Source organism: Paenibacillus selenitireducens (genome assembly GCF_002021565.1).
In the GTDB taxonomy this organism is placed as follows: domain Bacteria; phylum Bacillota; class Bacilli; order Paenibacillales; family Paenibacillaceae; genus Paenibacillus_K; species Paenibacillus_K selenitireducens.
In genome coordinates, this window is sequence record NZ_MSZX01000001.1 from 282175 (window position 1) to 297359 (window position 15185).

The window sequence follows — 15185 nt, forward strand, 5'->3', positions numbered from 1 at the left end:
GAGGAAATGAAATGAGCGAGACTATGGATATGTATGACGTAACCATCATCGGTGGCGGACCTGCGGGGATGTACACCGCCTTTTATAGCGGGATGCGTGATTTGAAGACGAAATTAATAGAGGCTAGTGATCAATTGGGCGGAAGAATGCTCTATTATCCAGAGAAAATGGTCTGGGATGTCAGAGGCGTAACGCCGATTCGATGTGAAATGCTTATCCGCCAATTGGAACAACAAGCAAGAACATTTGATCCGACGATTGTGTTCGGACAGGAAATCGCCGGTATGGAGCGGTTATCGGATGGGACCTTCTTGTTAACGGCTGTAACAGGAGAACAGCATTATACACGAACGATCATTTTGGCAGTAGGTTACGGAATTTACAAGCCGGTGAAGCTCGACATTGAAGGAGCGGACCGTTATGAAGTGAGCAATTTGCATTACACGGTGCAGGAATTAAGTATTTTCCGCGGTAAACATGTGCTTATATCTGGCGGCGGAGATTCGGCAGTAGATTGGGCTAACGAGCTTGAGCCAATAGCAGCCAGTGTAACGGTGGTCCATCGTCGCGAGGAGTTCGGCGGACTTGAGAAAAATATTGCACGCATGAAGCAATCATCGGTAACGATCGCTACACCTTTTATCGTCAAAGCGCTGCACAGCAGCAATGGGTCGGAAATCGAGAAGGTCGAGATCATGCATTCGGAGACCGGTGAAACCAAGCTGGTTGAGGTGGACGCTGTCATCGTTAACCATGGCATTGGGAGAGACTTCGGTCAGCTTCATGAATGGGGAATTAACATCGGGGACTGGGAAATCGAGGTTGGCGCGAAGATGGAGACGAATGTTCCTGGTATCTATGCGGCCGGAGATTTCGTCACCTACGATAGCAAAGTGAAATTAATTGCCGGCGCATTCATTGATGGCGTGTTAGCCTTAAATAGCGCGAAGTTGTACCTTGATCCTACAGCACCGAAAGTAGCGTATGTATCCTCACATAACGAGCGGTTCAAAGCGAAAAATAAGGCGCTTGGCGTCATAGACGAGGAATAGTGCTCAGCCAGTGCATTTCTCCGTGCTCTACCTTCTAAAAATGTGCTATCCGAGGCTTTTTTTGCTGAAAGCGAACGAAAATATGTGTGAATAAAATGACTCAAACCACGTCAATTAGACGTGGTCAGAGTGTCGATAAAGTCCAGAGGGCTTTTCGGCACTTTATTTTTTTTGGTGATCTTGTTTCGTAGATGAAAAATCAATATAAAATGATCTATAACAATGATGAAGATAAATGAAGTTTGCTATGTTGTTTAAAATCCAGTACAGGTGGGGAAAAAGTGTTTGTGGTGGTGCTATATTGGATAAATCCACTAACTTCGCCGTCTTCAGTGCGATTTCGCACTCTATACTGGATAAATCCAATAGAATGTGCTGAAAATGCCTCTAAAATGCTGATTTGCCCCCTCTATATTGGAAACGTCCAGTATAGGCGCGCGTTTTCGTGCTGGTGGTGTAGCTAAGTTGGATAAATCCATGATAGGTCTAAACATCGATTGACTGACGGTCAGTCAAATGGATGTTTATAAATCTCCTGCCCATGAATAACAATGGTTTCTTATCACCTTGGTTTACCAACAAAAATAGTAAACGTCATCTATCAGTCGAGTGGGAAGTGAAAAGGGCATCCATGCAGGATGCCCTTTCGTCGTCTTTTTTGCGATTAGGAGTAACTAATCCAAAATAAAGCCGGAAGTCAAGTTGGCCACCGTTCCCGTCATTGCACCGGCTTGTTCCGAAGCCATAAAAACGGCTGTGTTCGAGACGTCGGCAAGCGTCGGCAGCCGGTTCAGCGGAGTACCACTCGCTGCGCCTGCCAGCATTTCCTCAAGTGAAATACCTGCAAGCTCGGCGTTACGATGGAACATGTCCCGACTGTGGGAATCTAACGCCGCCGCCTCGGGGATCATATGGGACCTGAGACAGATCACGCGGATACCGTTCTTTCCGAGCTCGCCTGCCAAATGCCGCGACATCGCTTCAATCCCCGCGCAGGCGACACAGTGTCCCATGAATCCAGGTCCCGTCATTCGCGACACTGGGGTCGAGAGCGTAAGTATAACGCCCGATCCTTTCTTCACCATATGTCGGGACACAGCCTTCGCCGTGATGTAATTCGTCCGTATGTAGCTGGCAACCGGGTACTCGAAGTCTTTTAAGGTTAGCTCAGCGAAAGGTATTCCTTGTACATGGAAAAATCCGACAGCGTTCAATACGATGTCGATGCCGCCTGCCTTCGATGCCACGGCATCGACATGCTTTTCGACTGACTTCTCATCAAGCGCATCGACTTGAGCGGTCTCGACCGATCTCCCTGTAGCGGAGATATCCCCGGCGACCGCGTCAAGCTTGGCGAGTGTGCGACCTGCTAGGAAGATGTTGGCTCCTTCTCTGGCGAAAGCGCGGGCAACAGCACCGCCGATCGCACCTCCTCCTCCATAAATTACAGCATTTTTATTTTCAAGTAACATAATCATAAACCCTCCTTTTATTTGATGGTAGCATGTAACCGATAAGATGGTTTCTTATCGATTGCTATTTTGGATAGCCCGAAGAAGAAAATTATTCATTAATAACGGAAGGGAAATCAGGATCGGAGGATCGTCCAAACGGGGTACGCGGAGCATTATTTCTTGATGAGGGACGAAAGAAGCGGGTCCAACGATTATTGGACTTTTCGATCGGCTGCGTAAGGTGGTGCTCGGAAGGAGAACATCTCTGGCCTGCATCCCCCAGGAGATCGAAGTCGCCATCAAATAATAGGTTCCTGGTTTGACGCCTGTAAAACAAAAATCACCTAACGAAGTTAGCAATGTTCCATATAAAGGAAGTCCTTCTGGGATTGGTTTGGTAAACAAGCCAATCAGGATGACACCCTCAAAAGGAACTTCGGAGTGGACGGTCCCTTGGATTCTGTCATGCGGACTCGAGCCGAGAAGTAACGGGTATCGTTGGGTAAGCTTTTGCAATGAGCGTAAATGAATGTCCGCTTTTAGGGCTGAATTGCGAAAGACGAGTGGCGTCACGCCTACTCTTTCGGTAAACCGGGTGGTGAAGGTTCCAAGACTTTGTTGTCCGATCTCCAGCGCAATATCACGAATACTCCAATTGGTGCTCAACAATAATTCTTTTGCCTTTTGTAAACGGAGAGACGAAACATAATATAGAGGAGGGAGGCCGACTCTATCTTTAAAGATTCGTGTGAAATGATACGTGCTGTAAGCAACATGGCCGGCTAGTCGGGAAAGCGGGAGCGGTTCATCGATGTGTTCCTGAATGTATGCGAGTATCTCGTCTATTTCTGTTAAGCGACCTGTCATCGTAACCCTTCCTCCCGATGGATAGATTTGATTCAAATATAGTTTTTTCTTACAAAAATGTCCATATTTTTCTATGTCTAATGTTATGTTTGAGTTCCTCAGAACCTTCAAATCACCCATATTCAGTTATTATTCAGCGCCTTATGCTTTAATAGTAGGGCTCTTAGTCATCTTCATTGGTTAAGCAAGACATTCACATTCGGGCTTTCAATTGATGCAATGAAATGATACAGTGGTAAGCGACATTGATTGAGGTGGAACATTCATGAAGACATTGATTGTTGATGATGAACTACTTGCATTGCGAAGAATGGAAAAATTGCTACAGGATCAATCCGAATTTGAATGGAATATCGATGTGGCGGGGGCTTATTCAAATCCGACGGAAGCTATCGAAATGGCTCATCGTGAACCGTTACAGCTTGCTTTTTTAGATATTGAAATGCCAGAAATGAATGGGTTTGAGCTAGCTGAACAATTATTAGCGATCCAACCGCATCTACATATTGTTTTTGTTACAGCGTATAAAGATCACGCGATCAAAGCATTTGAGTTGAATGCGCTCGACTATTTATTAAAGCCGGTACATACCCAACGTTTGACACGGACGCTGCAACGAATCACGAATACCACATACGAAACCCTCGTGAACCAAGTCAGTAGGGGCCCCATGATGCTCTGTTGTTTTCAAAGCCTACATTATATGGATACCCATAAAATAGTCCAGTCTTTTACTTGGAAAACATTGAAAGCACCCGAGTTGTTTGCTTATCTGATCCTTCATCGAGATCGCACCATCAGCAAACAAATATTGATTGATCTGTTATGGCCTGAATATGATACAACACGTGCGATGACACAGCTGCATACGGCAATCTACCAAATACGAAAAGTGTTGAAGATGGTAGAGTTGGATTTAATCATTAAATATGAGAATGAGGGCTACCGTCTCGTATGGGGCCATATGATGCTTGATGTCGAAGAATGGGAAAATAAAGTTCGTCATGCGCAAGCTGTGACCCCTCAGAATCTGGACAAGCATGTAGAGATTATGGGGTTGTATACGGGAGATTTGTTGGAGGAGCATCGCTATTTATGGGCGGAGCCTCGTCGGGAACAAATCCAGATGATCTGGTTGAATCATGCCAAAGAAATGGCTGCTTGTTATATATCGATCGGAAAATATTCAGATGCCATTATACTATATCAAAAAATTTGCTATAAGTTCCCGGACATGGAAGAAGGATATTGGGGTCTCATGAAAATTCATTCCCTGCTAAATCATCGCAATGAGGTCAAGAAACAGTATCAACTGGTTACCAATAAATTCAAAGAGGAATTTGATCTGACATTGAGCAAAGAACTAACGGATTGGTATAACAAGTGGAGCAAAGAAGGATAAGAACTATCGCGCAACGTGAAGGATGATCCCAGGATGAAATATAAAATGATGTCCGTGCTTCTCATTGTCATTGGAATCATCGTGTTCAGTTACCCCAAGCTTTCCGAATGGGTGGATGATTGGCAGCAGCAGCGATTGCTTACAGCGTGGCACAATAGTCTGCGAAATATCGATGCTGGTGACGATGTTCCAGGAGCGAATGAAACGAATGGACGGGATGAGCTTCCGAATGAACAAACGATTCTGGATCGTGCAACGATGCAAGCATCTACGGAATCTAAGCTTGCTAACCAACAACAGAATATAGAGGGTATCTTGATCATCGATAAGATTGATTTGAAGCTGCCGATTTTGTACGGGGCAACCAACAAAAATATGAAAACTTCTGTGGCCCAAATCGAAAAGACAGGAAAGCCTGGAGAGGTTGGAAACCTAGCCATTGCAGGTCATCGAAACCGAACCTATGGTCGAAATTTTAACCGGCTGGACGAAATGGAAAAGGGCGATACCATCGAGGTTGAGACGGAGAATCAGCAGTTTCAATATGTGGTAACAGAAAAATTCACCGTGAAGCCGGATGAAGTATGGGTGCTTGAACCCCAAGGCCATGGCCAGGAAATAACGCTTGTAACCTGTGAACCGATGGTGAACCCTACACATCGATTAATTATTAAAGGGAAAATTCTTGAGTAGAAGCCGAAGTGTCTCTCACAAGGGATACGATAGCTTCTTTTTCTTTTTCATATTCAGAAAATATTCAATGTCGTCTGTTAAATTGATCATGTCGCTTGTCTTAAAAACATGAATGGTGAATAAAAGAAGAGGTGAACCTTGTTGAAAACGAAAGAAATGAAGAAAGTGATGTCATTATTTTTTGTCATCGCATTATTATTGAATTTAATCACGCCGATGACATTTGCTGCCGAGAGTTCTAATGAGGGGATTGGAGCGGATACTTCAGGGAAAAGTGTGACGGAAGCCGTCTATGATATTCCAGAGAATATCATCACAAATGTAAGAATGACCGTCGGGGAAGAGGGGCACGAACAAGATATTTCGGAGATCAGACCGGATACGGGAGAGCGTGTTAGGATTTATTTTGATTGGCAGCTTCCTGCAAACCATGGGTACAAAGCGAACTCCAGCTTTACCTTTGATCTGCCGGATAAATTTACGCTCAGCCAACAATTAACAGGGGATTTGTCGGGTGGAGTAGGATCATACACCGTTAGTCCCGAAGGCAAAGTGACGTTGTTATTTAATGAAAATATTGAAAATGACCAGGAATTAGACGGTTATTTTTTTGTGTGGAGAAAATTTGATTCATCGAAGTTGGATGAGGGAACGGAGCAAAAAATCCTGTTTCCATTCAAAGATGAAGTTAGAGATGTAACGGTGCATTTTAAGAATAACGGTACGAAAATGGACAAGTCCGGTATAGCGGATAAAGGATTTAATCCAAGTAAGATCGACTGGATCGTCGACATCAATAAAGATGAGAATCTCATTCAGAAGCCTCGCTTTGAAGATATCATCCCTGAGGGTCTCGTGTTGGATCAAAGTTCCATTAAGGTTGAAGAATTGCAGGTCCATTTGAATGGGACGGTCAGTGTAACGAATAACGTGTATCATAATTATACGCATGAGATAACCACGGTGGGCAGTACGAAGCAGCAAAAGCTCTCGCTAAAGTTTGACAACAGCATAGACCGCGCTTATCGCGTGAGCTATTCAACTCAAATAACCAAGACCGATAATGCTACATATACCAATCATGCCGCTCTGTATGACGGGTACGACGATCAAGGCCAAAAGCTTATATCGGAAAGTTCCGGGAAGGTTTCTGTTCAGTTCAGCCAGCCGTTAACGAAAAAGGCAGGGAAATATGATCCTGTGGCGCAAACGGTGGAGTGGGAGATCGAATACAATTATAATGAACAGTTGATCAAGAAGGATGACGCTTGGCTTGTTGATACGTATGATCAGCCTGCACAGGAACTTGAAGCCAATTCCTTTGAGGTTTACAAGGTCAGCATAGATCAGAATGGCCAAGCGGTAAAGGACTCGAAACCTCTTCAGAAAAATGTGGATTACACATTGGATGAACAAAAAGCGAATTTCACTTTCAAATTAAGTTTTAAATATGATATTCATGAAGGTTATTTGATTCGTTACAAAACGAAATTGAACGATCGTGTAACCACGAACGGAACAGCCGATAATTCTGTTGTCATGCATGACGGAACGGAAAGCCATGCTTCCCAGGTTACTAGTGAATATATTCTATCGAAATTCGGAAAAATTACGAGCTATAAAAATAAAGAAATCCAATGGACCATTCATCTAAATGATGACTTGAAGACGATGAACCATGTGGTTCTAAAGGATACATTTGCGAATCAAGGCTTAGAATTTGATGAAAATAGCCTCAAAATTGACGGTCTTGAACCAGATCAGAAATATACAGTGACTTCAGATCAGGATTATACACAAGGATTTTTAATAACCTTTGAAAAACCTGTAAAAAAGAAATATACAATCACATATACGACAACCTTTGATCCCGTATTTTTTGATACGAATAAGCTCGGGAAATATAAAAATAACGTACATTTGACTTGGGATGATGAATCGAATATCTCTCATATCATAGACAAGCCAGCGGAAGTAATACCAAATTCCAACACGCAAAATAACGGTGAAAAAACAGGTGTGTATAACGCTAAAGATAAGACGATCGCCTGGACGATTGACGTGAACTACAATCGACATCATATCGAGAATGCCGTCTTAACGGATAAACTGACGGGGCCTCAAACCTTTGTGGAAGATTCTCTGGTTATCAACAAAACTTCGATTGATGACCAAGGCAATATCGTCGTTGGGGAGCAAGTGGATCAAAAACAATATGTTGTTGAACTCACCAAATCAAAGGAGAATACAATCGAAGGATTTAAGATCTCGTTCCATCATCCATTAGATGACTCTTATCGAATCACCTATAAAACAAGCTTGAAATCATTGCCTGTTGAAGCCGAATACTCCAATCATGCAACGCTGTATGGTGACGGTGAATCGGGAACCAAAATCTTTGAACAATCGAAAACCGTTAAGCCTTCATATGGCGGCGAGTACATTGATAAGCAAGGGCATCAAGGTACAGACCCTAACGATATGGACAATGCGCATTGGAGCATATATATCAATCGCAGTCAGTCCTATATCGCTGAAAATGCAGTATTAGAAGATACCATGTCAACCAACCAAATCCCGATGAAAGATACGTTTACATTGTATTCGTTGAAAGTGGATGAAAATGGTAACTTGAGTAAAAAAGGAGAAGCTGATCCGAATGACTATACATTAGCATTTCATGATGGAGCAGCTGAAGGCACACCAACATTTACGATTACGTTTCATAAAGCGTTCGAAAATGCGTATTTATTAGAATATCAGACCTATCTGAATGCCGTGCATCAGGAAAAAGTAACGAATAGCGTTTCGTTTGCCGGGAAAACTGCTGGCGAATTGGGTGGTTCTTCCAACCAAGAATTCGAAGCTAATTTTTCAGGTGCCGGCGGTGGAGCCATCAATGCGGTGAAAGGGAATATCTCGATTGTGAAAGATGATTTCTCAGATCCGAATATCAAGCTGGCAGGTGCAGTATTCGAACTTTATAATGCGGCTGGAGATAAGCTCCTTGCGACTTCAAAACCAACGGGTAAAGATGGAAAAGTAACATTCGAGGGGTTCAAGTCAGGCGAATACAAGATAAAGGAAATCATCGCTCCAACGGGGTATGTTGCTGATAAGCAGTTGATCTCCATTAAGTTTGATGCGAAGAATACAACGCAAACGTTTGTGATAAAAAACAAAAAAATTAAGCAAGCGTTCATTCTGACGAAAGTTGCAAAAGAAGATCCAACGCTAACCTTAGAAGGTGCGATCTTCAAATTGGAGAAAAAAGAAGCAGATGGCTATCATACCGTTCATGGCATGGAAGCCGTGACATCCGATGCAAAGGGCCAAGTAATATTAGCTAATCTGGATGCGGGTGACTATCAGCTTACAGAGATCAAGGCACCGAAAGGATATAAATTGGATTCGACACCGATTCCATTTACGATTGATCAGAACCAAACGATTATCAAAGAACACACTATGGTGAACAGCGTCGTGGATAATGGCTCTATTGAATTGACGAAGGTCGATGGATACGATGATAAGCCACTTCAAGGCGTAGAGTTCGAGCTTCAAGATGCCTATGGCCATCCTGTGAAGTCCAATCTCTTCACCGATCAAGACGGTAAAATTACCGTCAATGATCTTCCGGCAGGACGTTATCAATTCGTAGAGATTACACCTTTAGCTGATTATTATCCGCTTGCGAATCCTGAAGCCTTTGAAATTACGAGTGAGGATCAGGTGAAAGTGAGTATCGAAAACAACAAAATTCCTGGGTCTGTGAAGCTAACCAAAGTAGCAGCGGGCAACTCGGATCTAAAATTGAAAGATGCGGAATTTAAGCTGCTGGATGCAGACAAGAAACCGATGCTGGATAAGGACGGCAAGGAATTGAGTCTGTTCGTAACGGATGGCAATGGTGAATTGAAAGTTTCGAATTTAAGACCAGGGACGTATTATTTGGAAGAAACGAAAGCACCAATTGGTTATTACATGAAGGACCGTTACACAGAAATCCATATCGTCACAGGTCAAGAAACCGAGGTCGTTGTAGCGAACTATCGTTACACAAGCGGTGGAGGTAACGGAGGTACCGTGGATCCGACCCCTCCTGTGACTCCAGATCCGACGAAACCTGTTGATCCAGCGAAACCTGTAGATCCTACAAAACCGGTAGATCCTTCCGAGCCAGGTAACCCCGATCACCCATCTGGAGGCAACGAAGGCAAGCCTGGTGATGGTTCGAACACAGGGTCAACTGACAATGGGGGAACCAACAAACAACCGCCTGCAACCAAAGAAGAGGAACACGGTCATCAAGTACCAGGTAACAAGGGCAATGGCCAAACAAATGGCCAAGTACTTCCGAAGACTGGCGAGGACAGCCATCTTCCTATGCAACTTGCGGGACTGAGTATTATGCTTCTCGGTATTGCCTTACTTGCGTTCAGGAAGAAACTTGTGAAGTCGTAATACTAGAAATACAGAAAGAGCCTGCTGATTCATTCAGCGGGCTCTTTTTTCATGGAAGCTATGAATAGATTAGGCTATATCCCAAATAAACCGCGGTTCCCCACATGATAATCGCTGAGATGGTATTCACCATCGATAGCAGCCTGCCGGATGTATCCAGTCGTCCTACCGTTCTCCCGGCAATACCCAAGCCAAAGAACCACAGCCAGGATACCGCGATACAGACCGCCGCGAATGCAACCTTTTCCAGTCCGGTATATTTCAAAGAACTTGTACCTACGACGCCAACCGTATCCAGTATCGCATGCGGATTTAATAACGATACCGACATGGCAAAGGCAATTTGCTTCTTTGGCGAAAAGGAATGAGCTGCGGTCTGCTTTTGTTCGCCGGGTTTGCTGTTCCAAGTAACCCAACCCATGTAGGCCAGGAAACAGATGCCGAGCGAGAAAAGCAATATTCGGATCCAATCATATTCAAGAACAATGACGGAGACCCCCAGAATCGCTAAAGAAATCAGTAGCGTATCGCATAATGCCGCGGTGATGATTGAGGGTAATGCCCGGACGAAACGGGGGTGTACGGCGCCTTGATTAAACACGAATAAATTTTGCACGCCGAGCGGAAGGATCAGTCCTAGTGCCAAGATAAAGCCATGAAGTATTGCTGCGATCATATCTTGCCTCCTGCGTTGTTTTTCACTATTCTATGGGAAGATGTCGCTAGGGTCTCCATCCAATGCAGTGTCCGTTTACTCAACCAATTTGGTATAATGGGACCAACAATTCATGGAAAGATGGTTATACATGTCAGAAGAATGGGAATTAAACAAGTCATCGTCGGTACCGCTGCACCAGCAGATTTACGATTATATGAAGCGCAGAATCATGAACGGGGAATGGCCGGTTGGAACGAGAATTCCCGCACAACGAGAGCTTGCTGCCAAATTTCAGGTTAACCGCAGCACGGTTGTCTATGCGCTTGGCGAGCTGTCTGCTGATGGACTCATTGATTCGAAGGTGGGACAAGGTACGGTCGTGGCCAACAATACATGGAGCTTGCTGGCAGCGGCTTCACCTCCCGACTGGAATCGTTACGTGAAATCTGGTTCCTATCAACCGAACATCCAGATGATCCAGCAAATCAATCAAGCAGAAATGAATTCGAACATGGTTCGTTTAGGAACGGGAGAGTTGTCTCCGGCATTGCTCCCAACCGATAAAATGAAAGAGATGTTCCACGGCAGCCTCGAAAATAAATTCACTTTAGGTTACTCGGAACCAAAAGGCAGCCTTTACTTAAGAGAACGGATAAGTCGTTATTTACATACAAAAGGGATTCAGGCTTCTCCCTCATCGATATTGATCGTCTCTGGCGGCCTACAAGGTCTTCAGCTCATCTCATTAGGTTTATTGCACTCGGGATCCATGATTTTCGTGGAGAATCCCACCTACTTAAATTCCATTCACGTGTTTCAGTCCGCTGGTATGGAGTTATTCGGCATTCCTATGGACCATGAGGGGTTGCGGACGGAGTCGATTGGAAGATTGAAACGACAGCATCACGCGGCGTTGCTCTACACGATTCCGTCTTTTCACAATCCTACCGGGGGCTTGATGTCATCGCAGCGGCGAGCAGAGCTGCTCACGGTATGCACGCAAGAACGGTTGCCCGTCATCGAGGATGATGTTTACGGGGATCTATGGTTCGACACACCGCCTCCGAGTCCGCTGAAAGCTCAGGACCGTCAAGGACTTGTTCTCTACATGGGAAGCATGTCCAAGACGTTAGGACCGGGACTGCGCATCGGATGGATCGTAGGGCCTGAACCGGTGATTGATCGACTTTCAGATATCAAGATGCAGACCGATTATGGGTCCAGCTCCTTATCGCAGCACGCTGTTGCGGAATGGTTATCCAGCGGATTGTATGAAGAGCATCTTGCACGTATTCGAACGGAATTGAAGTACCGAAGAGATTATACAATAGCGATCCTGGTGCAGCATTATCATGAGTTCGCTGAGTGGAATATGCCGCAAGGCGGGTTCTACATTTGGCTCCACATACTCCGACCGATCTCAATGCGCAAGCTGTTCGAACGAGCGCTTAAAGAAGGCATTCTCCTGAACCCTGGAAATATCTATGACCGTCATGATCAGCAGCATCTGCGCCTGTCTTACGCATACGCCTCTCTGGATCAATTGGAGAATGGGCTGATCAGGCTCGCTGAGCTTATTCGTCAGAACTTGCAATAAGAAGAGGAGCTTGGCACTTGATGATATGGCTTATTCAGGTCAAGGGAGCGGATGTCAAATCAAGCAAGCATTATGCAGCAATGGATGAGTAAATCGCACGCATAGGATCCCCCCAATATTAAGAAGAAGCGACCGCGTCTCGGTTTTCCGCCGGAGAGCGGTCGTTTTGCATGTTCTTCAAATTGTATCGGTTGCTAAAAGCATGTTAATATTATTGTTTTACAGACAAGACATGAATTAAACTGCACTTGCTGCAGGAGGGAACAAAACTTCAGCGGTAAGTAGATATTGCTCAAGTAAGTTATAATATAGAAAATGAATAAGCTGCAGACCGCTAGATTTAGGTTTCTGTATGAGGGAGCAAGGTGTTATAACAATGCGTATACATAAAATTGTGAATATGAGTATAATCGGTTCCGCCTTTGGAATCCTTGTAACTTTTCCATTTCAAGATACCTGGTGGGGTGGGTTATTGTTCACTGCTTGCAGTGCGGCTACGATCGGCGGGTTGGCGGACACGTTTGCCGTGAAGGCGCTATTCGGTGATCCCCTGGGGTTTAGATGGCCTAGATTTATGGGCACGAGAATTATTCAAAGGAAGAGAGAAGAGCTTATTGGCGAGCTGGTGAATATGGTTCAGAATGAGCTGCTGACGATCTCTAGCATTGAAGCGAAGCTAAATGAATATAACATCGCTGACGTAATCATGACCTATGTGAAACAACACGGCGGAAGAGAAGCCATCCATGACCTTGTGCAGGGGCTGCTTGAGCATATCGTTAATCATATGGATCGTGAAGATCTAGCAAGAAACATTCAAGCTTTTGTGTTCAATCATGCGGATCATGTACAAGTCTCGGATCTTGTAGCGGATCTTGGGGACTGGGCGATTCGTCATCAGTATGATGAAAAAGTCATTCAATTCATCCTGGACGAGATCATGAAAATGGTTCATACAAGAGAGTTCCGTTCCGTCGTGGAGAAGCTCGTTCAATCGGTGCTTCTGTCGTACGAGGGAGATAAAGTACACAGGAAAAAGTTTAATGCGCTGCTTAAATTAGACGCTTCTAAAATAGAACACTTATTAATCTCCTACATAGAACGGCTAGCTGCTTCTGACCATCCTCTTCGTAAACAGCTGAAGGCATTCATTGAGCAAGGAGTACAGAGAATCAGAGTGGACGAGCAGCTCCGGCATCGGATCGAGGCAGGTAAAATGACATTCATCCGATCGATTGAACCCTATGTTCATTTCGATGTCTTGATGAACGAATATTTTGCAACACATCAACAGACAGCGGTAGCCGATGAGACGGGGAATGTCGTGCTTTTCCCGTGGTTATCTAAAAAGATAGATGATGAGATTTCTAAATTGGAGCATAGCGATGATAGGCTGAATCAACTCGATGCGGCTATCAAAACAGGCTTGATCCAGTGGATCGAACAAAAACAATCCTATATTGGTCGCGTCGTAGAGGAAAAATTAAACGCATATTCCGAGGAGGATCTGATTGATTTACTGCAGGAAAAGGCGGATCATGATCTTCAATATATCCGGTTGAACGGGACGCTGATCGGTGCAATTGTTGGCGGGTTGCTCTACATCACGACATTTTGGATAGGAAGGTAGATGGCAGCCATGAAGCAAATGAAAAGAAAAGCGAACCTAAGTCTACTCTTTGTCGTCCTCTTGTTTATGGGCTCGGTGACAGCTATTTTGATGTTCCCTGAGGCATGGTGGCCGCGCTTTTTATTGTATACCGCGGAAGCGGGATTAGTTGGCGCGCTTGCCGATTTGTTCGCGGTTACTGCGTTATTCCGACATCCGCTAGGTTGGAAATGGATACCGCATACGGCGATTATTCCGAACAACCGTGACAAACTTGTAAATGGTGTCGTAGACATGGTTGAGCAACAACTGTTAAGCAAAGACATGTTAAAGCAAAAAGTTAGAGAGGTCCGCTTGGTGGACAGGGCCATTTCATGGGTTGAGGATAAATCGGATGAGCGTATGATATTTGAACAGGGCAGGGATGTTTTATCCAAAATCCTTGCTGACGTTGATTTGACGAAGATGTCCGGTAAATTGGATATTCAAATACGTGAGACCCTATTGAAGATGAACGTATCTCCTTATGCAGGGAAAGGGTTAAAGTGGGTACTGGATGAAGGCAGTCTTCAAGCGTGGATCAGTCGAATTGTCGAATATGCCGTCGCGCATACGCCTGAAATTGAAACCAAACGATGGATCCGAGACATGCTGGAGGACAGCATATACAGGGAAACCCATCGTGGTAACAAAATGAGCAACTTGATTAAAAAGACGGGGCTTTGGATTGCGGAAGCAACGGATTCCTTCAATATCGACGATGCGGTAGAAGCGCTGTATGGTCGTCTGCAAGATTTCTTGTTGGAGCTTCGTAATCCGCATCATGAGCTTCGCCTGCTGATTGAAGAGATGTTGTACGAGCTAGCTGAAAATTTAGAACATCGCACAGATGTATATGCAACGATTAATGATTGGAAAGTCAGGGCCCTGGAGCGGATTTCATTCCTGCCGTCCGTTCAGGCGCTGCTCGAGTCCTTAAGACAGCTGTTGACCGATGATAATCGACTGGAATCTTTCGTCCAAGGGCAGCCCTTGGTTCAACGTCAAGAGATGAAATTATGGATGGGGCAATTCATACAAAAATATTGGGATCAGTTCAAAGCGGATCATCATCTGTTGGATTGGCTAGAACAGCATTTACAAACATTTGTTCAAAAAGTCATTGAAACAGAGCATGCACTGATTGGGCACATTGTACGCGAGACGTTAGAGGATTACACAGATGCAAAATTGGCAGCGTTCATCGAAAGCAAAGTTGGCGAAGATTTACAGCGAATCCGTATTAACGGGGCTTTCATTGGCGGAATGATTGGAGCGGGCATCTATGGATTCCTCCACGGTATTTATCAGCCTTTGCTAGATAGTGCATCACGTTTTTTGGGGTAGGAT

At 44.6% G+C, this 15185-nt stretch carries 10 protein-coding genes; 7 read left to right on the plus strand and 3 right to left on the minus strand.

Going from position 1 to position 15185, the window contains the following annotated elements:
* Positions 1 to 11: 11 nt before the first annotated feature.
* Complete coding sequence (locus BVG16_RS01270) at positions 12 to 1052, plus strand: NAD(P)/FAD-dependent oxidoreductase (RefSeq protein WP_078496727.1); 1041 nt, start codon at positions 12 to 14, stop codon at positions 1050 to 1052.
* 674 nt (positions 1053 to 1726) lie between these two features.
* Here the strand turns inward: BVG16_RS01270 and BVG16_RS01275 are convergent.
* Complete coding sequence (locus BVG16_RS01275; protein WP_332888756.1) at positions 1727 to 2530, minus strand: SDR family NAD(P)-dependent oxidoreductase; 804 nt, start codon at positions 2528 to 2530, stop codon at positions 1727 to 1729.
* A 48-nt stretch (positions 2531 to 2578) separates the two neighbouring features.
* A complete protein-coding gene (locus BVG16_RS01280; protein WP_078496729.1) occupies positions 2579 to 3373 on the minus strand; it encodes a helix-turn-helix domain-containing protein in 795 nt (264 codons plus the stop codon).
* A gap of 265 nt (positions 3374 to 3638) precedes the next feature.
* Between BVG16_RS01280 and BVG16_RS01285 the strand changes: the two genes are divergently transcribed.
* The 3 genes from BVG16_RS01285 to BVG16_RS01295 all read left to right on the plus strand — a co-directional run bounded on the left by BVG16_RS01285 (position 3639) and on the right by BVG16_RS01295 (position 9932).
* Complete coding sequence (locus BVG16_RS01285) at positions 3639 to 4775, plus strand: response regulator (protein WP_078496730.1); 1137 nt, start codon at positions 3639 to 3641, stop codon at positions 4773 to 4775.
* A gap of 33 nt (positions 4776 to 4808) precedes the next feature.
* The gene (locus BVG16_RS01290) at positions 4809 to 5468 is read left to right on the plus strand and encodes a class D sortase (RefSeq protein WP_078496731.1); all 660 of its coding nucleotides are present in this window, start codon (positions 4809 to 4811) and stop codon (positions 5466 to 5468) included.
* Positions 5469 to 5609: 141 nt separating this feature from the next.
* Entirely contained in the window at positions 5610 to 9932 is a 4323-nt protein-coding gene (locus tag BVG16_RS01295) for a collagen binding domain-containing protein (protein WP_144027256.1), read from the plus strand.
* 58 nt (positions 9933 to 9990) lie between these two features.
* Here BVG16_RS01295 and BVG16_RS01300 read toward each other — a convergent pair whose 3' ends face one another.
* Positions 9991 to 10608 (minus strand): LysE/ArgO family amino acid transporter, encoded by a 618-nt coding sequence (locus BVG16_RS01300; protein WP_078496733.1) that lies wholly within the window; start codon positions 10606 to 10608, stop codon positions 9991 to 9993.
* Positions 10609 to 10738: 130 nt separating this feature from the next.
* Between BVG16_RS01300 and pdxR the strand changes: the two genes are divergently transcribed.
* From pdxR to BVG16_RS01315, 3 genes are all read left to right on the plus strand, one after another.
* Positions 10739 to 12187: a MocR-like pyridoxine biosynthesis transcription factor PdxR gene (gene pdxR / locus BVG16_RS01305; protein WP_078496734.1), complete on the plus strand. Its 1449-nt coding sequence runs from the start codon at positions 10739 to 10741 to the stop codon at positions 12185 to 12187.
* 376 nt (positions 12188 to 12563) lie between these two features.
* The gene (locus BVG16_RS01310) at positions 12564 to 13817 is read left to right on the plus strand and encodes a DUF445 domain-containing protein (RefSeq protein WP_158081592.1); all 1254 of its coding nucleotides are present in this window, start codon (positions 12564 to 12566) and stop codon (positions 13815 to 13817) included.
* Positions 13818 to 15182 (plus strand): DUF445 domain-containing protein, encoded by a 1365-nt coding sequence (locus BVG16_RS01315; protein WP_078496736.1) that lies wholly within the window; start codon positions 13818 to 13820, stop codon positions 15180 to 15182.
* The last annotated feature ends 3 nt before the right edge of the window (positions 15183 to 15185 follow it).

What these genes read in the sequence shown, in the direction of transcription:
- BVG16_RS01270 (WP_078496727.1), top strand. Translation starts at nt 12, where the DNA reads ATGAGCGAGACTATGGATATGTATGACGTAACCATCATCGGTGGCGGA.
- BVG16_RS01275 (WP_332888756.1), bottom strand. Translation starts at nt 2,530, where the DNA reads ATGATTATGTTACTTGAAAATAAAAATGCTGTAATTTATGGAGGAGGA.
- BVG16_RS01280 (WP_078496729.1), bottom strand. Translation starts at nt 3,373, where the DNA reads ATGACAGGTCGCTTAACAGAAATAGACGAGATACTCGCATACATTCAG.
- BVG16_RS01285 (WP_078496730.1), top strand. Translation starts at nt 3,639, where the DNA reads ATGAAGACATTGATTGTTGATGATGAACTACTTGCATTGCGAAGAATG.
- BVG16_RS01290 (WP_078496731.1), top strand. Translation starts at nt 4,809, where the DNA reads ATGAAATATAAAATGATGTCCGTGCTTCTCATTGTCATTGGAATCATC.
- BVG16_RS01300 (WP_078496733.1), bottom strand. Translation starts at nt 10,608, where the DNA reads ATGATCGCAGCAATACTTCATGGCTTTATCTTGGCACTAGGACTGATC.
- pdxR (WP_078496734.1), top strand. Translation starts at nt 10,739, where the DNA reads ATGTCAGAAGAATGGGAATTAAACAAGTCATCGTCGGTACCGCTGCAC.
- BVG16_RS01310 (WP_158081592.1), top strand. Translation starts at nt 12,564, where the DNA reads ATGCGTATACATAAAATTGTGAATATGAGTATAATCGGTTCCGCCTTT.
- BVG16_RS01315 (WP_078496736.1), top strand. Translation starts at nt 13,818, where the DNA reads ATGGCAGCCATGAAGCAAATGAAAAGAAAAGCGAACCTAAGTCTACTC.